The 22360-nt window shown below is 71.1% G+C and carries 16 protein-coding genes and 1 pseudogene; 7 read left to right on the top strand and 10 right to left on the bottom strand.

What is annotated here, in order from left to right; all coding sequences use genetic code 11:
* Positions 1-532 precede the first annotated feature (532 nt).
* Positions 533-886, bottom strand: a complete 354-nt coding sequence (locus ACFYW1_RS27200) for an STAS domain-containing protein (RefSeq protein WP_003967428.1) — start codon at positions 884-886, stop codon at positions 533-535.
* Between the two features lie 78 nt (positions 887-964).
* Here ACFYW1_RS27200 and ACFYW1_RS27195 point away from each other — a divergent pair, with 78 nt between their 5' ends.
* Positions 965-3604, top strand: coding sequence for a DEAD/DEAH box helicase (locus ACFYW1_RS27195; RefSeq protein WP_388998487.1), 2640 nt, complete (start codon positions 965-967; stop codon positions 3602-3604).
* A gap of 40 nt (positions 3605-3644) precedes the next feature.
* Here ACFYW1_RS27195 and ACFYW1_RS27190 read toward each other — a convergent pair.
* From ACFYW1_RS27190 to ssd, 7 genes and pseudogenes are all read right to left on the bottom strand, one after another.
* A pseudogene (locus ACFYW1_RS27190) lies at positions 3645-3866 on the bottom strand (Rv3654c family TadE-like protein); the annotation flags it as partial.
* 98 nt (positions 3867-3964) lie between these two features.
* The gene (locus tag ACFYW1_RS27185; RefSeq protein WP_388998484.1) at positions 3965-4390 is read right to left on the bottom strand and encodes a TadE family type IV pilus minor pilin; all 426 of its coding nucleotides are present in this window, start codon (positions 4388-4390) and stop codon (positions 3965-3967) included.
* Positions 4377-4577 carry a DUF4244 domain-containing protein gene (locus ACFYW1_RS27180; RefSeq protein ID WP_388998763.1) on the bottom strand — a complete coding sequence of 67 codons (201 nt, stop codon included), beginning with the start codon at positions 4575-4577 and terminating at the stop codon, positions 4377-4379. Before ACFYW1_RS27180 ends, ACFYW1_RS27185 begins: the two co-directional genes overlap by 14 nt.
* A 59-nt stretch (positions 4578-4636) precedes the next feature.
* On the bottom strand, positions 4637-5416 hold the full coding sequence (locus ACFYW1_RS27175; protein ID WP_388998481.1) for a type II secretion system F family protein: 780 nt from the start codon (positions 5414-5416) through the stop codon (positions 4637-4639).
* Entirely contained in the window at positions 5413-6297 is an 885-nt protein-coding gene (locus ACFYW1_RS27170) for a type II secretion system F family protein (protein WP_388998478.1), read from the bottom strand. Before ACFYW1_RS27170 ends, ACFYW1_RS27175 begins: the two co-directional genes overlap by 4 nt.
* Positions 6294-7442 (bottom strand): TadA family conjugal transfer-associated ATPase, encoded by a 1149-nt coding sequence (locus tag ACFYW1_RS27165; RefSeq protein ID WP_388998475.1) that lies wholly within the window; start codon positions 7440-7442, stop codon positions 6294-6296. The genes ACFYW1_RS27170 and ACFYW1_RS27165 overlap by 4 nt, the downstream gene beginning before the upstream one ends.
* Positions 7439-8500 (bottom strand): septum site-determining protein Ssd, encoded by a 1062-nt coding sequence (gene ssd / locus ACFYW1_RS27160; protein ID WP_388998472.1) that lies wholly within the window; start codon positions 8498-8500, stop codon positions 7439-7441. The genes ACFYW1_RS27165 and ssd overlap by 4 nt, the downstream gene beginning before the upstream one ends.
* Before the next feature lie 566 nt (positions 8501-9066).
* Here ssd and ACFYW1_RS27155 point away from each other — a divergent pair.
* The gene (locus ACFYW1_RS27155) at positions 9067-9903 is read left to right on the top strand and encodes an HAD family hydrolase (protein WP_388998470.1); all 837 of its coding nucleotides are present in this window, start codon (positions 9067-9069) and stop codon (positions 9901-9903) included.
* Positions 9904-10662: 759 nt separating this feature from the next.
* Here ACFYW1_RS27155 and ACFYW1_RS27150 read toward each other — a convergent pair.
* Positions 10663-11487: an oxidoreductase gene (locus ACFYW1_RS27150; protein WP_388998467.1), complete on the bottom strand. Its 825-nt coding sequence runs from the start codon at positions 11485-11487 to the stop codon at positions 10663-10665.
* Positions 11488-11589: 102 nt separating this feature from the next.
* Between ACFYW1_RS27150 and ACFYW1_RS27145 the strand changes: the two genes are divergently transcribed.
* Positions 11590-12585: an ATP-binding protein gene (locus ACFYW1_RS27145; protein ID WP_388998464.1), complete on the top strand. Its 996-nt coding sequence runs from the start codon at positions 11590-11592 to the stop codon at positions 12583-12585.
* Positions 12586-12843: 258 nt separating this feature from the next.
* Here the strand turns inward: ACFYW1_RS27145 and ACFYW1_RS27140 are convergent, their stop codons facing one another.
* Positions 12844-14232 (bottom strand): hypothetical protein, encoded by a 1389-nt coding sequence (locus ACFYW1_RS27140; RefSeq protein ID WP_388998461.1) that lies wholly within the window; start codon positions 14230-14232, stop codon positions 12844-12846.
* Between the two features lie 283 nt (positions 14233-14515).
* Here ACFYW1_RS27140 and ACFYW1_RS27135 point away from each other — a divergent pair, with 283 nt between their 5' ends.
* The 4 genes from ACFYW1_RS27135 to ACFYW1_RS27120 all read left to right on the top strand — a co-directional run bounded on the left by ACFYW1_RS27135 (position 14516) and on the right by ACFYW1_RS27120 (position 22151).
* Positions 14516-17623, top strand: a complete 3108-nt coding sequence (locus ACFYW1_RS27135; protein ID WP_388998458.1) for a SulP family inorganic anion transporter — start codon at positions 14516-14518, stop codon at positions 17621-17623.
* Positions 17624-17878: 255 nt separating this feature from the next.
* Positions 17879-19846, top strand: coding sequence for an acetate--CoA ligase (gene acs / locus ACFYW1_RS27130; protein WP_388998456.1), 1968 nt, complete (start codon positions 17879-17881; stop codon positions 19844-19846).
* A 317-nt stretch (positions 19847-20163) separates the two neighbouring features.
* Positions 20164-21570, top strand: a complete 1407-nt coding sequence (nhaA, locus tag ACFYW1_RS27125; protein WP_388998454.1) for a Na+/H+ antiporter NhaA — start codon at positions 20164-20166, stop codon at positions 21568-21570.
* 47 nt (positions 21571-21617) lie between these two features.
* Positions 21618-22151 (top strand): phage holin family protein, encoded by a 534-nt coding sequence (locus tag ACFYW1_RS27120; RefSeq protein ID WP_388998451.1) that lies wholly within the window; start codon positions 21618-21620, stop codon positions 22149-22151.
* The last annotated feature ends 209 nt before the right edge of the window (positions 22152-22360 follow it).

Raw genomic sequence — 22360 nt, 5'->3', positions numbered from 1 at the left:
CCCGACCACCGGTCGGCCGGGAGTCGGCCTGTACCCCGGCCGGGCGATGACCCGACCGGCGGACAGCCGCACCGACCATCGGCGACACGATCACCCGTCCGACCGAAAGACACCCCGGCCGCCCGACGGACAGCCGGGCCGTTCGACGAACCCCGGCCAACGGCCGCCCCGGCAGCTCCGGACGACCTGGCCGACCGCCCGGGCGCCGAAAGCCGGTCCGGAATGCCTCGGCCGTCGCCCGGACACCCGGTCCGTACCGAGGCACCGGATCATCCGGCTCCTTCGGCCGTTCAGGGCTCCCGGCGCCGGTTTCCCGGCCACCACTCGCCCGCACCCGGCCGGATGAGCCGCACTCCGACCGCCCGGCAGGGAAGCCGCACGATCGCCCGGTGGCCCGTACACGGCAACCGGCCGCCCGACGGCGAAGCCCGTCCGCGTCGCCCGGTCCGCCCGCCGGAAACCGGCACCCCGACCGTGCGCCGATCCGGTGCCGGACCGGCCCCTCGGCCGGCCCGAACGGTGGAACCGGACGTCAGTCGGTGGCCGCGACGGCCTCGTCGACCGTGGTGTGGATCGGGAACACCTTGGTCAGACCAGTGATCCGGAAGATCTTGAGAATGCGCTCCTGGTTGCAGACCAGGCGCAGCGAGCCCTCATGGGCCCGGACACGCTTCAGGCCGCCCACCAGCACGCCGAGACCGGTGGAGTCGAGGAAGTCGACGCCTTCCATGTCGACAACCAGGTGGTAGCTGCCGTCATTCACCAACTCGACCAACTGCTCGCGCAGCTTGGGCGCGGTATACACATCAATCTCGCCACCGACCTCGACGACCGTACGGTCGCCACCAGGGCCGGACACATTGCGAGTCGACAAGGACAGGTCCACGGATCCTCCAGCACCTTGCTATCGAGCGGTCGCCCCTCGGTCTCCCCGGCGGAGCCGGGGAACGGATCGCCAGCCGCGATGGCATTCAATCACTTACCAGCAGGCATGCACGACGCCTTGGGGCCATTGTCCGTCACGCCAGTGACACACTCGGTGCCGATGGCCAAGAATCACCGCCCCAGCCGACCACCCGGGAACAAGGACTCCAGCCCCTCTCCCGACATGGTCCTCGACCGACTCGCCGCAGTGGCGGGCCGGTCCGCGCGCATCACTCATACGGAGCACTTGCCCCCGCGCACGGGAACCCATGCCATCTGGCCCGATCGCATCCGGCCGGAAGTAGTCGTCGCGATCCGGAAGGCCGGAATCGACCATCCGTGGGCGCACCAGGCGGCGGCCGCCAAGCACGCCCTGGACGGCGAATCCGTGGTCATCGCCACCGGCACCGCGTCCGGCAAGTCGCTCGCCTACCTCGCCCCGGTCCTCAGCACCCTGCTCGACGGTTCCGAGGCCCCGAACGGCCGCGGCTCCACCGCCCTGTACCTGGCCCCCACCAAGGCCCTGGCCGCCGACCAGAGGCGGGCGGTGAAGGAACTCGCGGCGCCGCTCGGCAACGCCGTCAGACCCGCGGTCTACGACGGCGACACCCCGGTCGAAGAACGCGAATGGGTGCGCCAGTACGCCAACTACGTCCTGACCAACCCCGACATGCTGCACCGCGGCATACTCCCCTCCCACCCCCGTTGGTCCTCCTTCCTCCGTGCCCTGCGCTTCGTCGTCATCGACGAGTGCCACACCTACCGCGGCGTCTTCGGCTCCCACGTCGCCCAGGTGGTGCGCCGCCTCCGCCGTCTGTGCGCCCGCTACGGCGCGGACCCGGTCTTCCTCCTCGCCTCCGCCACGGCGGCGGAACCCTCCGTCGCCGCGGGCCGCCTCACCGGCCTCCGGGTCACGGAGATCGCCGACGACGCCTCGCCCCGCGGCGAACTCGTCTTCGCCCTGTGGGAGCCGCCCCTGACCGAGCTGCACGGCGAGAAGGGCGCGCCCGTACGCCGCACCGCCACCGCCGAGACCGCCGACCTCCTCACCGATCTGACCGTCCAGGGCGTCCGCTCGGTCGCCTTCGTACGCTCCCGGCGCGGCGCCGAACTGATCTCCGTCATCGCCAAGGAGCGCCTCGCCGAGGTGGACCGCTCCCTGCCGGACCGGGTCGCCGCCTACCGCGGGGGCTACCTCCCCGAAGAGCGCCGCGCCCTGGAACGCGCCCTGCACTCCGGGCAGCTGCTCGGCCTGGCCGCCACCACCGCCCTGGAACTCGGCGTGGACGTCTCCGGGCTGGACGCCGTCCTCATCGCCGGCTACCCCGGCACCAGGGCGTCGCTGTGGCAGCAGGCCGGCCGGGCCGGGCGCGCCGGCCAGGGCGCCCTGGCCGTCCTGGTGGCCCGCGACGACCCGCTGGACACCTTCCTCGTCCACCACCCCGAGGCGCTGTTCCAGCAGCCGGTGGAGTCCACCGTCCTCGACCCGGACAACCCGTACGTCCTCGCCCCCCATCTGTGCGCCGCCGCGGCCGAGCTCCCCCTCACCCGTACCGACCTGGACCTCTTCGGCCCCGCCGTGGCCGAACTGCTGCCGCAGCTGGAAGCGGCGAAGCTGCTGCGCAGACGGGCGACGGGCTGGCACTGGACCCGCCGCGAGCGCGCCGTCGATCTCACCGACATCCGCGGCGAGGGCGGGCGCCCCGTCCAGATCGTCGAGGAGGGCACCGGCCGGCTCCTGGGCACCGTCGACGAATCGGCCGCGCACACCGCGGTCCACGAAGGCGCCGTCCACCTCCACCAGGGGCGCACCTACCTGGTCCGGAAGCTGGACCTGGAGGACTCCGTGGCCCTCGTCGAGGAGGCCGTCCCGCCGTACTCGACCACCGCGCGCGACACCACCTCCATCGCCGTCCTGGAGACCGACACCGAGATCCCCTGGGGTGACGGACGGCTCTGTTACGGCTCCGTCGAGGTGACCAACCAGGTCGTCTCCTTCCTGCGTCGCAAACTGATCACCGGCGAGGTCCTCGGCGAGACCAAACTGGACCTGCCGCCCCGCACCCTGCGCACCCGGGCCGTGTGGTGGACGGTCACCGAGGACCAGCTCGACGCCGCCCGGATCAATCCGGAGATCCTGGGCGGAGCCCTGCACGCCGCGGAGCACGCGTCGATCGGGATGCTTCCGCTCTTCGCCACCTGTGACCGGTGGGACATCGGTGGGGTCTCCGTACCGCTGCATCCGGACACCCTGCTGCCCACGGTCTTCGTGTACGACGGCCACCCGGGCGGCGCCGGATTCGCCGAACGGGCCTTCCACACCGCCCGGGCCTGGCTGACCGCGACCCGCCGGGCCATCGCGTCCTGCGAGTGCGAGGCGGGCTGCCCCTCCTGCATCCAGTCCCCCAAGTGCGGCAACGGCAACGAACCGCTGCACAAGCGTGGCGCCGTGCGTCTCCTCACGGAACTCCTCCGCTCCGCCCTGCACCCCCCCGAGGAACCGGGCCCCCCGGAGGCGGCCCCTTCGAATCCGGACTCTTCAAATCCGGGCTCTTCGAAACCAGACCCGGGGCAGGATCCAGACCCGGAGCCGAGTCCGGGGCCGCAACCGAGTCCAGACCCAGGGCCGGGGCCTTCGGGGTCGGGGCGGCGGCGGTCGGAGGACCGGCCCGGGACCTGATCTCCGACTCGTACGGCCCGAACCCCACCCGGGCCGTCACATCGGCGATCTCCCCGTCCACCACGCACCGCACCAGCACCGCCCCCTGCGCCTCGGCCACCTTCCCGGCGGTTCCGCAGGCCGTCCCGGAGCCCTGCAGGGCCCGGTCCGCCGCTGCCAGGGCCGCCAGGTCCGCCGCACCGCCGGCCCGGTGCCGGACGACCACCACCTGCCCGATCGCCAGCACCACCGCGAACACCGCGCACAACGTGGCCGTGGTCATCGCCACCCACACCGTCGCCAGCCCCCTGTCCCCGTCCGCCGCCCCTCCTCCGCCCCCACTGCTCCTGGCGCCGCCCCCCGCCCGTTCCCGTACACCGGTCACTGCTCCACCCCCACCGTGTCCTCGGCCAGTGCCGCCGCTTCCGCGTGGAGCGTCAGAGCCAGCGGGCCGGGGCCCGGGGCCGAAGCCTCGACCCGCACCCGCCACAGCTCCCCGGTTCGCTCCATCGCGACTTCGGCCCCCTCGGGGGCCGCCGACCGGGCGACGTCCAGCGCCTGTGCCTCCGGTTCGGAACGGGCCGCGGCCCTTGCCCCGGCTCTCGCCGCGTCCACGCACCGGATCTGGGCGGAGGCCGCCATCAGCGCCCAGACCAGCGTCAGGGCGAACACCACCAGCACCGGAACCGCCATGGCCGCTTCGGCTGTCACCGCGCCCCGGTCCCGTCCCTCCCCGGCTCTTCCGTCCGCGCTCCGAAAACGGCACCCGGCAGGCCGTCGCCCGCGGCCGCGCTCAGAACTTCGCATCGAGCGCTTCCTTCAGCAGTGACTGCAGTGCGGACATGACCGGCTGGCTGGTGACCACCTTGTAGAGCACCGCCGCGAACGCGCAGGCCGCGATCGTTCCCACCGCGTATTCGGATGTCGTCATGCCGTTGTCCGCCCGGGCCCGGCGTGCCACGCCACGTACCCAGTCCCTGATTCGCCGTGCCATTTCAACCCCCGCTGATTGCTCGTCCTCGTAGGAAAAATTCAGGTGCCCGAACTTTTGGGTCACCCGGCGTGAAGCAGTCCGGTCGCCAGCCCCATCACCACCGGGGCCACGCCCACCGTCAGGAAGGCGGGCAGAAAGCAGAGTCCGACCGGGCCGGTGATCAGTACGCCCGCACGTTGTGCGCGGGCCACGGCGGCGCTCGCCCGTTCCGCCCGCATCGCCTCGGCCAGCCTCGCCACCGGTTCGGCCGCCGGCGCCCCGGTCGAACCCGCCCGGTACAGGCAGCGGGCCAGCGTGTCCGCACCCGGGATCTCGCCGAACCTCCCCCAGGCCGCCGCTGGTTCGCCTCCGAGGCGGATCTCCGCGGCCGCCTGCGCCAGGCTCGTACCGACCGGCCCGCCGAGGGACTCCCCCACCGCTTCGGCCGCCTCCCCCGGCCCGGCACCGGCAGAGACGCAGGCCGCCAGCAGGTCGGCCGCCAGCGGGAGTTGGCGCGCGGCCCACGCCTGCTCCTCCTTCCCGTCCCCCTGCTCGTGTCCCTTGCGGGCCCGCTGCCATCGCCGGGCGCCGTAACCTCCCGCCAGTCCTGCCGCGCACCCCAGCGGGCCACCGATCAGCGCCCAGCCCGCCACCACGGCCGCCAGCGGCGCGATCCATTCCTTCGCCCGGTCGCCGGACACCGTGCGCCCGCGTCGGCGTCTCTCCGGAGGAACCGCCAGCAGCACCGCGCCCCGACGGCGCCCTGCCCGCCTCCGCCGCGTTCCTGCCAGGGCCAGGGCCGCCGCGCCGAGAACCGCGCACACCGCCGCCAACCCGGGCCCACCGGTGATGCCGCTCATGCCGCCTCCCCCGCCCGTACGATCCGACCGGCCCACCAGAGCCCCGCGGCCTCCAGCAACGCGCCCACCACCACACAGGCCAGCCCGACCGGGGTGTGGAGCAGCACCCGCAGCGGGTCGGCCCCGAGCGCCGCTCCCAGGCCCAGCCCCAGCACCGGCAGCAGGGCCAGTACGGCGACCGTCGACCAGGCGCCCGCCAGCTGGGCCCGTAACTCCTCCCGTCTGCGCCGTTCGGCCCGCAACGCGCCTTCCAGCCGGTCCAGGCCCGCCGCGAGCCCGGCCCCGCCGTCCACCGCCACCCGCCAGCAGGCCGCCACCCCGGCGAGCCCGTCCAGACCGGGTTCCCGCGCCGCCTGCCCGAGTGCCGCCGGCACATCACCACCGAACCGGGCCGCCGCCGACACACCGGCCTCCGCCGCCCCCAGCGCCCCCGTTTCCCGGACCGCGGCCAGCAGCGCCTGCCCCGGCTCGCGCCCGGCCCGCAGCTCGCCCACGACCGCGCCGCACAGCGCCACCACCGCCGCCTCGCGGCGCTCGCGCTCCTGTCTCCGGGTCCGCCCGCGCAACCGCCGACTCACCAGCGGCACCGCCGCCGCCCCGGCGAACAGCGGCAGCACGGACTCCCCCAGCACGGCGACGAGCAGCGCCACCGGAAGGCAGAGCCATTCCCTCCGCTCCCGCAAACGCCCCAGCAGCCGGGTCCCGGCCCGTTCCCACCACACGCGCAGCGGCGAGCGGACCGGTCCGTCGACGAACAGCACCCGTGCCCTCTGCCGCCCGTGGTCCCGCGCCACCACCAGCCAGGCCGCCGCTCCGGCGCACAGAGCGGCCGCGCAGGCCACGCTCGCCGCCGCCCCCGCCGGTGCACCGCCACCGCTCACGGCGCGCCTCCGATCAGCGAGCGCAGCCGTTCCCAGCCCCGTTCCCGTACGAAACCGTCGGTGCCCCAGCGCAGGGCGGGCACGGTCACCACCAGCCCCGCCGTGTCCCGCTCCAGAACGTGCACCTCGGCGATCCGCCGCTGCCCGGCCCGGTCGCGCACGAGGTGGACCACCACCGACAGGGCTGCCGCCAGCTGGCTGTGGAGCGCCACCCGTTCCAGTCCCGCCGCCGTCCCCAGCGCTTCGAGACGGGCCGGCACGTGCTCGGCCGCATTGGCATGGACCGTTCCGCAACCACCTTCATGCCCCGTGTTGAGGGCGGCCAGGAGCTCCGTGACCTCGGCGCCCCGGACCTCTCCGACCACCAGTCGGTCGGGCCGCATGCGCAGCGCCTGCCGTACCAGGTCCCGGAGCGTCACCCGCCCCGCTCCTTCCTGGTTGGCGGGGCGCGACTCCAGACGCACCACATGCGGATGGTCCGGCCGCAGCTCCGCCGAGTCCTCGGCGAGCACGATCCGCTCGTGTTCCCCGACCGCGCCCAGCAGGCTCGACAGAAGGGTCGTCTTCCCCGCCCCCGTCCCTCCGCTGATCAGGTAGGAGACGCGGGCCTCCACCAGGGCCCGCAGCACCCGGTCACCGCCCTGCGGCACGGTCCCCGCCGCGACCAGTTCCGTCAGTGAGAAGGCCCTGGGCCGCACCACCCGCAGCGACAGGCACGTCGAGCCGACCGACACCGGTGGCAGCACGGCATGCATGCGGGTGCCGTCCGGCAGCCGGGCGTCCACCCAGGGGCGGGCGTCGTCCAGCCGCCGCCCCGCCACGGCTGCCAGCCGCTGCGCCAGCCTGCGCACCGCGGCGGCGTCCGCGAAGGTCACCCCGGTCAGTTCGAGCCCACCGCCCCGGTCCACCCACACCCGGTCCGGAGTGGAGACCAGCACGTCCGTCACCATCGGATCGGCGAGCAGCGGTTCCAGCACCCCGGTCCCGACCAGTTCGCCGCGCAACTCCTCGGCCGAGCCGAGCACTTCGGCATCCCCGAGCAGCCGCCCCTGGGCCCGTAACGCGGCCGCCACCCCGGCCGGGGTCGGTGCCGCGCCGCTCTGCGCCAGCCGCTGCCGTACGGCGTCGAGCAGCGTCTCCGTCATGACGTGCCTCCGCCTGCTCGTCCCCCCGCGCCCTCCGCGGCGAGCGCCCGCTCCCAGAACGCCGCGCAGAACCTGGCCAGTGGGCCGCGAGCACTTCCGCCCGGCGGGGAGCCACTGTCCTGATCAGCCAACAGCCCGGTATCGAGCGGTAGTTCACCGACGAGCGGCAGCCCCAGCGCCTGCGCCACCCACCGCTCGTCGAGACCTGCCGCGTACGGGCCGCGGGCCACGACCCGCAGGTCGTCCAGGACCATCCCGGCCATCGACGCCACCCGCTTCGCCGCCGCGACCGCGCGGAGCTCCCCCGGTACCACCAGCAGCCCCAGGTCCAGCTGGGCGAGTGCCTCGGCCACCGACTCGTCGACCCGGCGGGGCAGATCGACGACGACCACTCCGCCGAGCCTGCGGGCGGCGGCCAGCACGGCCTGCATGGCCCGGGGCGGGACGGCCACCCAGTCGTCACGGCCCCAGCTGAGCACCCTCAGCCCGTGCAACGCGGGCAGCGACTCCTCCAGCGCGCCTCCGCCGACCCGCCCCTTCGAATGGGCGAAATCCGGCCATCGCATCCCTTCGGCCCGTTCGCCCCCGAGCAGCACGTCGATGCCTCCGCCGAGCGGGTCGCCGTCGATCAGCATCGTCCGTCGGCCCGCCCTGGCGGCGGTCACCGCAAGGGCGCAGGCCAGTGTGGACGCGCCGGATCCGCCCCGCCCGCCGATCACCCCCACGGTGAGCGCCGACCGGCCCACGCCTTCCACCGCATTGGCGATCTGATCGACCAGCCACCCCTCCGAATCGGGCAGCCTCAGTACGTATTCGGCACCGATCTCCACCGCGCGGCGCCAGACGTCCGGGTCGTCCTGCTCCCGGCCGACAAGCATCACGCCTTGCCTGCGCGCCGCCCCGCGGCACCGCCGGGCAGCGTCATCGCCCACGAGAACCATCGGGGACTGTTCCCAACTGCCCCTGTTCTCGGGCAGCGAGTGATGGACTTCCGGTTCCGCTCCGGCTGCCGCGCACAGCCGCAGCAGATCATCGAGCAGTTCCACATCCTCGGTCACGATCAGCGGCCCGCCCCGCCGCGCTCCGGCGGCCGGCGGATGATCCCACGCGATGGACCCGGCCAAGATCTCCACTTCCTTCCCACTGCACTCTCATCGCGGTTCGCGGTGATCCCGGATCGTTCCGGGGCCGGCGATTCCGCAATCCGCGGACTTCGCGGCGGGAATCACCGTGCAGCGCTTCGGGAAAAGATGTGGATCTTGCTCAAAAGCTGGGGACAACTCCACCCTTGTGAATAACTTCGTCATCCATACCGGCGACTTTCGCAGCGCACCCCTTCCGCTACACACCGTGACGGGTCAAAGTGATGGGAGGCAGCGCGAGAGGTGGCCGCCATGGCCGAAACGGAGGCAGAATGCTTGATTCCGAATGGAAAAAACGCGCCCGGACATGCGACGACCCCCGCCGGGGGGGAGAGCGGGGGTCGTCCCCACGGCCGACTCGGGGGGGGGAGGAGCCGGACCGGGTTAGCACGGTCGCGAACGATCCGTGACTTCCATGGTGTACCCGAGAGCCCTCTCAGGCAAACCCACGCGCCGGAGTTTACGCCGAATGGTCGGCCCCTATGCTCTGCCTTGTGGAAAACCGCTTCTTGCCGCGCACAGCAGCCTTCTTTGACCTGGACAAGACGGTCATTGCGAAGTCTTCGACACTAGCCTTCAGCAAGTCCTTCTACCAAGGCGGACTGATCAACCGCCGTGCCGTACTGCGCACTGCGTACGCACAGTTCGTGTTCCTTGCCGGGGGCGCAGATCACGATCAGATGGAACGGATGCGGGAATATCTCTCCGCACTCTGCAAGGGCTGGAACGTCCAGCAGGTGAGAGAAATCGTCGCCGAGACCCTGCACGATCTGATCGACCCCATCATCTACGACGAAGCGGCGACGCTCATCGAGGAGCATCACACCGCCGGGCGCGACGTGGTGATCGTCTCGACCTCGGGCGCCGAGGTCGTCGAGCCCATCGGCGAGATGCTCGGCGCCGACCGGGTCGTCGCTACCCGAATGGTGGTCGGCGACGACGGCTGCTTCACCGGTGAGGTGGAGTACTACGCGTACGGCCCGACCAAGGCCGAGGCGATCAGGAACCTCGCGGTGTCGGAGGGGTACGACCTCTCACGCTGCTACGCCTACAGCGACTCCGCCACCGACGTGCCGATGCTGGAGTCGGTCGGCCATCCGCACGCGGTCAACCCGGACCGCGCGCTACGGCGCGAAGCAACCCTTCGCGAGTGGCCGATTCTCGTCTTCAACCGGCCGGTCCGCCTCAAGCAGCGCCTGCCCGCGTTCTCGATGCCGCCGCGTCCGGCACTGGTCGCCGCGGCGGTTGGCGCGGCCGCCGTCACGGCGGGGCTGGTCTGGTACACCTCCCGCCGCCGGGGCGCCACGGCCCCGGCCTGACACCCCCGACGGGACGGGCCCGGCACGCATACCACTACCACCGACTCCCGCCATCGAGCTCTGCGGCCGGGCACCCCGCAGGCCGGCCACAGGAGCCGGCACACCGACCGGACGCGCCGGGTGATCCGCATTCCGGGCCACCCGGCGCGAATTACCCGACTCGCCCGTAATTGAACCTAAAAGTAAAGAAGTGTGGCCAGCACTACCGTTCGCACCACCTCTGGAGTACAAAGGACTCAACGGCCCGCGAGACCAAGGACATCCGAGAGGATTACCAGTAACGCAGAGAAGGCCCCACGGACCGAAGCATGAAAGCCGAGCACCCACGCGACGTCGACCCGTCGATTACGGGCCAGCCGCACCAGGGACCGGGCAAAGAACCCGACCTGATGGGCACATATCGAGGACGCATGGTAACTGGGTAGACATGCCAGCGGCGGTACCGAGGACGGTACCGCCGCAACCCTTTTCCGGGACGGTGAAGTCGGCGCGACGAAGCCGGTCCCGGAAGTTACCGTCGTGAAGTCGCTTCGACGCTTTTGCCCCGGCGGAGTCATGGCATCGAACCCGGCTCGGCGAAGTGACCGCCCCGGAACCACCCCGATGGGGTTATCCATTCCGTGGCACCCCGCCCCTCGAACCCGCAACCCTCATGAACCCATGAAGCCGTGAGCCCACGGCCTCACGAGCCCACCGGTTCGAGGCCCACGGAGCCGGGCCCTGCGGGCTCACGGCGCCCCTCCACTCCGGCGCCCCGTTCTACGCCGCGCCCCGCTGCAACGCCTCGCACACCGCCGTCGACTCCCGAACGCCCAGCTCCACGGAGCGCCCGCAGTGGGTGATCCAGGCCGCCATCCCGTCCGGCGTACCCGACAGATAGCCCTCGAATGCCGCGAGGTACGCCGCCCGCCCCTGTTCGGCGTGGCCCACCTCGGCCGGGCAGATCGACTTGGGGTCGAGCCCGCTCCCGATCAGCACGATCCGTTCGGCGGTCCGCGCGACGAGACCGTTGTGCGAGCCGAAGGGCCGCAGGGCCAGCAGTTCACCGTGCACGACCGCCGCCGTCACCAGGGCGGGCGCCGAAGTGCCGGAGAGAATCAGTCCGGAGAGCCCCTCCAGCCGTCCGGCCACCTCGTCGGCGCCCGGAAGCGGCGCTTCGACCAGCGGCTCGTCCACGGGCTCGCCCGCCAGCCTCGGTCGGCCGATCGAGTCCTCGGGCTCCACCCCGCCGGCGGCGACCAGGTGCAATCGGGCCAGCACCCGAAGCGGCGACTGCCGCCAGATGGAAAGGAGTTGACCCGCTTCGGCGGTCAGCCTCAGGGCCGCGCCGATCACCCGCGCCTCGCCGTCACCGCTGAAGTCGGTGCGTCGGCGCACTTCTTCCAGGTTCCAGTCGGCGCCCGACAGCGCCGCCGAGCCGCGAGCGCCGCGCAGGGCCGCTTCGGCGGTGACCTCGTTGCTGCGGCGCCGCATGATGCGGTGACCGTAGACCCGGTCGACGGCCTTGCGTACGGAGTCCACCGCGTCGGCGACCCCCGGCAAGGAGCCCAGGGCGGCAAGCGGATCAGAGGCAGTCGTACTCATAAGTAGCGAGGCTACGCGCCCCCTGCGTCGATACCGCCCGGGAGTGGCCTTCTTCACGAAGTGTGACAGCGGAAAGCAATTGCACCGCTACCCTAGGTGAACATGAAGATCGCTTTCGTAGGGAAGGGCGGCAGCGGCAAGACCACGTTGTCCTCGCTCTTCATCCGCCACCTCGCCGCCAATGAAGCCCACGTCGTCGCGGTGGACGCCGATATCAACCAGCACCTCGGGGCCGCGCTCGGCCTGGACGACCAGGAGGCCGCGGCGCTGCCCGCCATGGGCGCCCACCTGCCCCTGATCAAGGAGTACCTGCGCGGCAGCAATCCCCGCATCGCCTCCGCCGAAACGATGATCAAGACGACTCCGCCCGGTGAGGGGTCGCGGCTGTTGCGGATCCGCGAGGACAACCCGATCTACGACGCGTGCGCCCGCACGGTGCGGCTCGACGACGGGGAGATCCGGTTGATGGCCACCGGGCCGTTCACCGAGTCGGATCTGGGGGTCGCCTGCTACCACTCCAAGGTCGGCGCGGTCGAGCTCTGCCTCAACCATCTCGTCGACGGTCCCGACGAGTACGTCGTCGTCGACATGACGGCGGGGTCGGACTCCTTCGCCTCGGGGATGTTCACCCGCTTCGACATGACGTTCCTGGTCGCCGAACCGACCCGCAAGGGTGTCTCCGTCTACCGCCAGTACAAGGAGTACGCGCGGGACTTCGGGGTTGCGCTGAAGGTGATCGGCAACAAGGTGCAGGGCGAGGACGACCTGGACTTCCTGCGCGCCGAGGTGGGCGACGACCTGCTGGTCAGCGTCGGGCACTCCGACTGGGTACGGGCCATGGAGAAGGGGCGCCCCTCCCGCTTCGAACTGCTGGAGGCCGACAACCGGATGGCGTTGCAGGCCCTGCAGAACGCGGCGGACGACTCGTACGGGCAGCGGGACTGGGAGCGTTACACGCGGCAGATGGTGCACTTCCACCTGAAGAACGCGGAGAGCTGGGGCAACGAGAAGACGGGGGCCGATCTGGCCGCCCAGGTCGACCCCGCCTTCGTTCTCGACGAGCGGTACGCACAGGACGGTGCCGCCCAGCCCGCCTGAACCACCGGTTCCCCGGGCCGCCGCTCCCCGGACCGACGGGCCGGCCGACTCCCGGCCGGCCCCTGTCGGCTCCCCCGTCGGCTCTCCCCCGAGGTCTTGTCGTGAGCCGTGGCGCCTCCGGGTGCCCGCTCGGGCGCCGGCCGGGATCGGTGTTCCGTCCCATCCGGCGCCCCACGCACGGCCCCGGATACACCCGGCGTACGGGGCGCCGGGGCCGTTGAAGTCCGCGCGGTCCGGTCGGCCCGTCGGCGGGTTCGCTCAGCTCTCGTCCGGGCGGGCTTCCGTACGGGCCGCACCGGCCGCACCGGCCGCGCCGTCGGCCTTGGAGGCCGACGTTCCGCCGAGGAAAGCGGCCCAGCCGTGCTCGGGCGCCTGACCGACACCGAGCGTGCCGAGCTTCTCCAGCGTGGCCGGGTCCTGCGCGTCCAGCCAGTCGGCCAGTTGCCGGAAGGAAACGCAGCGCACCTCTTCCTTGGTGCAGACGGCCGCGATGGTCTCCTCGACGGCACGCATGTAGGTGCCGCCGTTCCACGACTCGAAGTGGTTGCCGATGATCAGCGGGGCGCGGCTGCCGTTGTAGGAGCGGTCGAACGCCTGGAGCAGACCGTCACGCATCTGGTTGCCCCAGTACTCGTGCTGGTCCGGATCCCCCTGTGTCGTACCGGACTGGTTGAACATGAAGTTGTAGTCCATCGAGAGGGTCTCGAACTCGCGGCCCGGCACGGGGACGAGTTGCATCGACAGGTCCCAGATGCCGTCCTTCTTCTTCGGCCAGACCTGGTTGTTGACCCCACTGGAGTCGTAGCGGAAGCCCATCGTCCGCGCTGCCGCCACCATGTTCTTCTGCCCTTCCAGGCAAGGGGTGCGGCCGCCGACGAGTTCCTTGTCGTAGTCGAAGGGGAGCGGCTTCTCCTCCTTGAGGCCGGGCACGTTGCTCTTCCAGCTCTTCACGAAGGACTTGGCCTGGCTGATCTCGCTCTTCCACTGCTCGACGGACCAGGTGCCGACACCGCCTTCCGGGCCGCAGAAGTGACCGTTGAAGTGGGTGCCGATCTCGTCCCCGTCCTCCCAGGCACCGCGCACCTGAGTGATGGTGTTCCGGATTCCCTCGGGGTCGTTGAAGCCGATGTCGGAGCTGCCGGCGTTGTGCTTCGGCGGGTCGTAGAGCTCCCGCTTGTCCTCCGGCAGCAGGTACACGCCGCTGAGGAAGTACGTCATGTTCGCGTGGTACTTCTTGCCCACCTCACGGAAGTGCGAGAACAGCTTCTGACTGTCCTCGCCCGCGCCGTCCCAGGAGAACACAACGAACTGCGGGGGCTTCTGACCGGGTGCCAGGCGTTCGGGCACGGGCTGCTTCGGCTGGCTGCCGGTGAAAGCGGTGGACCCGTCGCCGATGAGCCGGAACATGCTCTTGGGCGGGGTCTTGGGGGCCTTCTTCTTCACCCCGGCGGCCTTCTCCGCTCCCGGGGCGCGCTTCGCGGCTCCCGGCCCGGCGGCGCCGACGTCCGGGCCGGAGGAACAGCCGGCCGCTCCCGCGGTCAGCGCAACGACCGTGACGCCCAGAGCGACCCGCCGGGCGGCCCTCCCCGTGGCGGCCTTCTTCGTGACGGCTCTCCTCGTGGCGACCTTCTTCGTGGCGGCCATCATCCGCCCACCCTCTTCCTTGCAAGTTTTTGCACTGAAAGTGCCGACGCGGCGCGGCCAAGGTCGCATGTGGCCCCATAAAAATCAGCACGACAGGCCATATGAAAAGCTACTTATTCACCCGAACGGGTGCGTAAATCGTCTATTTGATCCCAACCATGGACACGAATCTTTACTCTCCATTACGATCCGTTTACCGAGAGTTGAGAAATCCCGCCGCTGCACGCCGTGACCCACGGCCGCGTCCCACATTCCGCGACCGCGCTGCCCCGGAGGAGACGGGAACATGTCTGCTTGCGTCCCCACTCGTCATAACCGCACGTCCCGCAGTTCGCGCCCACCGCGCGCCTCGGGAGTCAAGCGACCACACAGCCCGCCGCAACCGCCTGCCAAAAGGCGATTCCACATCGCGGGCGCCGATCTGTCCGCCTCGATCACTGTCTTCCTGCTCGCCGTCCCCATGTCGCTCGGCCTTGCCGTCGCCATGGACGCCCCGCTCCAGGCCGGGCTCATCTCCGCCGCCATCGGCGGCATCGTCGCCGGACTGCTCGGCGGCACCCCCCTCCAAGTCAGCGGCCCGTCCGCCGGACTGACCGTGGTGACAGCCGAGTTGATCCACCTCTACGGCTGGCGCACCACCTGCGCGATCACCATCGGCGCCGGACTGCTGCAGATCCTGCTGGGTTCGATCCGGGCGGCACGCAGCGCCCTCGCCGTCAGCCCCGCCATCGTCCACGGCACCCTCGCCGGAATCGGCGTGGCCATCGCGCTCGCCCAGTTGCACATCGTGCTCGGCGGCTCGCCGCAGAGCTCGGCAGTGGCCAATGTGCTTTCCCTGCCGGACCAGTTGAGCCGCGTCGCCCCCGCCGCTCCGTTGATCGGCGCGCTGACCATCGCCGTCCTGGTCCTGTGGCCGAGACTTCCGGGACGGAGCGGCCGAGCGGTACGGAGAATCCCGGCCGCTCTCGCCGCCGTGGTGACCGCCACGGCGGTGGCCGCGGTCGCCGCACCCGGGATCGCCCGGGTCGACCTGCCCTCCTGGCGCTCGCACGTCTTCCCGGAGATGCCGCACGGGCCCGTAATGGCCCTGGCCACCGCGGTGTTCACGGTGATGCTGGTGGCCAGCCTGGAGTCGTTGCTCGCCGCGGTCGCCGTGGACAAGCTGTCGGCCGGCCGCGCCGCCGGACGAACGGCCTCCCGGCCCGGCGCCGGCTCACCGACGGCGCCCACACCCGCGGAAGCTGTGGCTCCGGCATCGGACCGGGGTGCGTCGCCCGACTCGACCGGCCTTCCCGTGCCGCCCCTCAAACGTTCCGACCTCGACCGCGAACTACGGGCCCAGGGCATCGCCAACATGCTGTCCGGGCTGGTGGGCGGGCTGGCGGTGTCCGGCGGCGCGGTGCGCAGTTCGGCGAATGTGCGCGCCGGGGCCACGGGGCGCGCCTCCACCGTGCTGCACGGGGTCTGGATGCTGCTCGCCACCGTGCTGCTCGTCACCGTGCTGGAGTGGATTCCGCTGGCGGCGCTTGCCGCGCTGGTGATGATGGTCGGCATCCAGATGGTGAACATCGCCCACATCCGCAATGTCCATAAGCACCGCGAGTTCCTGGTGTACGGGGCGACGATCACCGGTGTCCTGCTTTTCGGGGTGCTCAAGGGAGTGGCGATCGGCATCGCCGTGGCCGTGGCCGTGGCGCTGCACCGGTTGGGCCGGACCCGGATCACAGTGACCGACCAGGGCGGACAGCATCTGGTCGTCGTACGAGGGCAGTTGACGTTCCTCGCGGTGCCCCGGCTCAGTCGGACGCTCGGTCAGCTGCCCCAGGGCGGCGACGCCGTCGTCGAGCTGGACGGCTTCTTCATGGACCATGCGGCGTACGAGACGATCCAGGACTGGAGCAATGCCCAGACCGCCCACGGCGGCAGGGTCGTGTTCACCGGGAGGTCCGGGGGCCGGATCGCCGAGCCGGCCTCGGCGGCGCACTCCTGTTGCCGCCCATGGACACCGTGGCGCAACCATCACTGCCACGACGAGCCCGACCGCGTGCCCGCACTCCACCATGACACCGGCGGGCCCTTCACCGAGACCCCCTTCGCCGGTGTTCCTTTCGCCGGGGCACTCTCCGGCTCGGGCCCCGGCCCCACCCTCGGTACGGCCCCTGTGCACGATGTCGGCACGGGCTGGGACACCTCCCCCGGCAATGCGCTCGACAGCGCCCCGGTCCCCGTCGAACCCGCTGGCCACGTCACAGCCGACGCCCCGTACGGCCTCCGCAGCCGAACAGCCGGCTTTTCTCTCGACGCGTCCACTGGCTCACCCACCGTTCCGTCCGCCGCCCCGGCGTTCGCCCCGGGCACCCCACACACCACCGCACCCAGCACCCCGCCCGACGGCGCTCCGACCGGCAGGGCCCCGATCGACGGCGCCTCGCCCCGTGACGTCTCGACCGATGACGTGCGGGCCGACGGCACCCCGTCCGACGGTGCCCCGACCGGCGAGGGCCAGGACGACGGTGCCTCAGCCGACGGCACTCCGGTCGGTGGCACATCGCGCAGAACGGGGGGCGACCGGCTGGTCAGCGGTCTGAGTTCGTTCCAGCGCAATACCGCCCCGTTGGTGCGCGGGGAGCTGGCCCGGCTGGCCCTTGAGGGACAGCGCCCGTCCCAGCTCTTCATCACCTGCGCCGATTCCCGGCTGGTCACCAGCATGATCACGGCGAGCGGCCCGGGAGACCTGTTCACCGTGCGGAACATCGGCAACCTGGTGCCCCTGCCGGGCACCGAGTCGGGGGACGATTCGGTGGGCGCCGCGATCGAGTACGCGGTGGACGTGCTGAAGGTCGAGTCCATCACCGTCTGCGGGCACTCCGGCTGCGGTGCGATGCAGGCCCTACTCGGCGGCGAACCCGACCGGGACACCCCGCCCACGGCGCTGTGGCGGTGGCTGAGACACGGCCTGCCGAGCCTCCGCAGGATGGCGTCCCGGGATCACGCCTGGGCCCGGATCTCCGGGCGGCTTCCGACCGATGCGCTCGAACAGTTGTGCCTCACCAATGTGGTCCAGCAGTTGGACCATTTGCGGTCCCACGAAGCGGTGGCCCGGCGGCTCACCGACGGAACACTCCAGTTGCACGGGATGTACTTCCACGTGGGCGAGGCGCAGGCGTATCTGCTGACCGAGGAGGCAAGCAGCGGGCTGGCCCTGGACGAGGTCTTCGACCCCGTGGGCCCCGAGGCCACCGACTCCCGCAGACCCGTGTGCTCCGCCGCGCCGATCACCATCCCGCCCCTCGCCGTCCCACCGGTCGCCGCCTCGTCCGCCGCCGCGTCACCCGCCGTCCCGGGCGGTCCTTCCGGTGCCGGTCCGGGCGCGCTGGAACACACCGGCGCCTGAACCGGATTCGCCCTCGGTCCGTGAGACCTTGTGGTCCCGCCTCCGCGCAGCTCCGCGTCGTTCTGCACCGCATGACCCCGCAATGCCCGGCTCCGCTCCGCATTGCACGATCATGCGCCGCATTGCTCGCACCGCACGCGGAGGCGGGACGGTCTCCATACACGAGACACAGGTCTAAACCAATTCCCGGCAGGCACTTGTCACCCGGCCCCCGGCCTGATGAGCTATGCCCGGGACACAACGGACACCCTGGGAATGGGAGATGTCGTGAGCAACGAAAGCCTGGCCAACCTGCTCAAGGAGGAGCGGCGGTTCGCACCGCCTGCCGATCTGGCCGCCAATGCCAACGTCAAAGCGGAGGCGTACGAGCAGGCCGAAGCGGACCGGCTGGGCTTCTGGGCCGAGCAGGCCCGCCGCCTGACCTGGGCCACGGAGCCGACCGAGACACTCGACTGGAGCAACCCGCCCTTCGCGAAGTGGTTCGCGGACGGCAAGCTCAACGTCGCGTACAACTGCGTGGACCGTCACGTCGAGGCCGGCAACGGCGACCGTATCGCCATCCACTTCGAGGGCGAGCCCGGCGACGGCCGCACCATCACCTACGCCCAGCTCAAGGACGAGGTCTCCCGCGCGGCCAACGCGCTCACCGAACTCGGCGTCGGCAAGGGCGACCGGGTCGCGGTCTACCTGCCGATGATCCCCGAGGCGGCCATCGCGATGCTGGCCTGCGCCCGCATCGGCGCCGCCCACTCGGTGGTCTTCGGCGGCTTCTCCGCCGACGCCATCGCCGCCCGCATCCAGGACGCGGACGCCAAGGTCGTCATCACCGCCGACGGCGGCTACCGCCGTGGCAAGCCGTCCGCGCTCAAGCCCGCCGTGGACGACGCGGTCTCCCGCATCGACGGTGTCGAGCACGTCCTCGTGGTGCGGCGCACCGGCCAGGACACCGCGTGGACCGAGGGCCGCGACGTCTGGTGGCACGAGATCACCGCCCGGCAGTCCGCCGAGCACACCCCCGAGGCATTCGAGGCGGAGCAGCCGCTCTTCATCCTCTACACCTCCGGCACCACGGGTAAGCCGAAGGGCATCCTGCACACCTCCGGCGGCTACCTCACGCAGGCGGCCTACACCCACAGCGCGGTCTTCGACCTCAAGCCGGAGTCCGACGTCTTCTGGTGCACCGCCGACATCGGCTGGGTGACCGGCCACTCGTACATCGTCTACGGCCCGCTGGCCAACGGCGCGACCCAGGTCATGTACGAGGGCACGCCCGACACCCCGCACCAGGGGCGGTTCTGGGAGATCGTCCAGAAGTACGGCGTCACGATCCTCTACACCGCGCCGACCGCGATCCGGACGTTCATGAAGTGGGGTGACGACATCCCCGCCAAGTTCGACCTGAGCAGCCTCCGGGTCCTCGGTTCGGTCGGTGAGCCGATCAACCCCGAGGCGTGGATGTGGTACCGCAAGCACATCGGCGCCGACAAGTGCCCGATCGTGGACACGTGGTGGCAGACCGAGACCGGCGCCATGATGATCGCCCCGCTGCCGGGCGTGACGGCCACCAAGCCGGGCAGCGCCCAGCGCGCCCTGCCCGGGATCTCGGCCACCGTCGTCGACGACGAGGCCAACGAGGTTCCGAACGGCGGGGGCGGCTACCTCGTCCTCACCGAGCCGTGGCCGTCGATGCTCCGCACCATCTGGGGCGACGACCAGCGCTTCATCGACACCTACTGGTCGCGTTTCGAGGGCAAGTACTTCGCGGGCGACGGGGCCAAGAAGGACGAGGACGGCGACATCTGGCTGCTCGGCCGGGTCGACGACGTGATGCTCGTGTCCGGGCACAACATCTCGACCACCGAGGTCGAGTCGGCGCTCGTGTCGCACCCGTCGGTCGCCGAGGCCGCCGTGGTCGGTGCCGCCGACGAGACGACCGGCCAGGCCATCGTCGCCTTCGTGATACTGCGCGGCACGGCCGAGGCCTCCGACGAGCTCGTCGCCGAGCTGCGCAACCACGTCGGGGCCACGCTCGGCCCGATCGCCAAGCCGAAGCGGATCCTGCCCGTCGCCGAGCTGCCGAAGACCCGCTCCGGCAAGATCATGCGCCGCCTGCTGCGCGACGTCGCCGAGAACCGCGAGCTGGGTGACGTCACGACGCTCACCGACTCCTCGGTGATGGACCTCATCCAGAACCAGCTGCCGTCCACCTCCTCCGAGGACTGACAGCGGCGAAGGACCACCGGCGACAGGCGTCCGTACCCGCCTTCACCTGCGGTTTTGTACGTCCCCGAGGGGCGTCCGGCAACGCGCTGGACGCCCCTCGGGCGCTTGCGGTGAAGATCACCGCCGTCCGGGGCGAAGATCACCGCATAGGGTGCCGCGCGCACCCCGGGTAAAGTGGTTACTGCGTAAACAGAGCAGAGCGAGCAGGAAAAACAGAAACAAAACGCATAGAGAAACCCCAGGGTGTGCCGGGAAGTCTGGTCGGCAAGTGAATCAGCCATGCCATCGCTGCCGTACCGACCCGGAGGTCCTCACTCGTGGCCGCGCCCGCCCCCGCACCCCCCTCGCCCCGCCGCACCCTGTTCGGCCGCCTGTCCCTGCCCGAGCGGAACTACCTCACGGACGCCCTGCGCACCGAGACCGTCGGCGGCGTCATCCTGCTCGTCGCCGCGATAGCCGCCCTGTTGTGGGCGAACGCCTTCGGTTCCAGCTATGAGGCCGTCAGCGACCTCCACTTCGGACCGGCGTCGCTGGGCCTCAACCTCTCCGTGGAGCACTGGGCTGCGGACGGACTGCTCGCGATCTTCTTCTTCGTCGCGGGTGTCGAGCTCAAGCGGGAACTGGTCGCAGGCGAACTGCGCGACCCGAAGGCGGCCGCTCTCCCGGTCGTCGCCGCGCTGTGCGGAATGGCGGTTCCGGCCCTCGTCTACACGCTGGTGAACGTGATCGGCGGGGGCTCGACGGACGGCTGGGCCGTACCCACCGCCACCGACATCGCCTTCGCGCTCGCCGTGCTCGCGGTCATCGGCACCTCGCTGCCGAACGCGCTGCGCGCCTTCCTGCTGACCCTCGCCGTGGTCGACGACCTCTTCGCGATCCTGATCATCGCGGTCTTCTTCACCGAGCAGATCAACTTCCTGGCCCTCGGCGGTGCCTTCGTCGGTCTCGCGGTCTTCTACCTGCTGCTGCGCAAGAACGTGCGCGGCTGGTACGTCTACGTACCGCTCGCCCTGGTCATCTGGGGCCTGATGTACAACAGCGGCATCCACGCCACGATCGCCGGTGTCGCCATGGGCCTGATGCTCCGCTGTGCCCGGCGGGAGGGCGAGAGCGAGTCCCCCGGCGAGCACATCGAGCACCTCGTCCGCCCGCTGTCGGCCGGTTTCGCCGTTCCGATGTTCGCGCTCTTCTCGGCCGGTGTCTCCCTCTCCGGCAGCGCGCCGGCGAACGTCTTCGGCCGGCCCGAGACGCTCGGCGTCGTCCTGGGGCTCGTCGTCGGCAAGACGCTGGGCATCTTCGGCGGTACGTGGCTGGCCACCCGGTTCACCAAGGCGGAGCTGAACAAGGAGCTGGCCTGGGCGGACGTCTTCGCGGTCGCGTCGCTCGCCGGGATCGGCTTCACCGTCTCGCTGCTCATCGGCGAGCTGGCCTTCGCCGGTGACAAGGAAACGATCAACGAGATCAAGGCCGCGGTGCTGATCGGTTCGCTGATGGCCGCGGTGTTCTCCGCCGTACTGCTCAAGCTCCGGGTCCGCAGGTACCGGGCACTGCACGAGGCGGAGGAGCTCGACGAGGACGAGGACGGGGTGCCCGACATCTACGAACAGGGCGACCCGGAGTATCACCTGCGGATGGCCGCGATACACGAGAGGAAGGCGGCCGAACACCGCCGCCTTGCCGAACTGGCGGGGGCAGCGCGCAACGAGCCGGACAGTCCGGCATGATCTGACACCAGATGTGTTGAGCAGCAGGACTGGAGAGGGAGTCAGGGATGAGCGACCCCGGCAACAACGCGGGCGGTGCCGACCGCAGTCTCGGACAACTGGTCGCCGCGGCGACGGCCGAGATGTCCGCACTGGTGCACGACGAGATCGCCCTGGCCAAGGCGGAGGTACGACAGGACGTCAAGCGCGGCGTCATCGGCAGTGTGGCGTTCATCATCGCGGGCGTGCTGGTGCTGTTCGCGATCCCGGTGCTGAGTTTCGCGGCGGCGTACGGCATCCACAACCTGGGGCTCGGGCTGGCCTGGTCGTTCCTGATCGTGGGCAGCGCCTTCGTGATCCTGGGCCTGCTGCTCGCGCTGTTCGCCGTCGCCAAGTTCAAGAAGGTGAAGCCGCCGCAGAAGTCCATCGCCTCGGCGAAGCAGACGGCGGCCGTGCTGCAGGGCGTCAAGCCGCATCCGCGTCCGGAGGTCGCGACGGGAACGAGCCGCCCGGCCGCCGTCGGCAGCACGCTGGCCGACCGGGCCATGGAGAAGGCGCCGGTCCAGGACAAGGCGTCCTCTGTGGCACGCTCGTCCACATGACGGTCCCCGATTCCAGCGCATTCGGCCCACTGAGCCCCGTGGGCCCAGTAGGTCCGGAAGATTCAGCCGGCCCGGCGAGTCCGGTCGGCCGTCCCGGCCCGCACGGTTCCTTCAGCCCGGACGGCTCCTCGGACTCGGGCCCGGACCTGAGCCCGGGTTCGGAGCCGGGTCCGGGCAGCTCTTCGGCCTCGGAGCCCGGCCCGGAGGGC

This window comes from Streptomyces sp. NPDC002669 (genome assembly GCF_042889165.1).
Taxonomy (GTDB): Bacteria; Actinomycetota; Actinomycetes; order Streptomycetales; family Streptomycetaceae; genus Streptomyces.
Note: the sequence above shows the minus strand (reverse complement) of the source record. Positions and strands in the feature narration are given on the sequence as shown.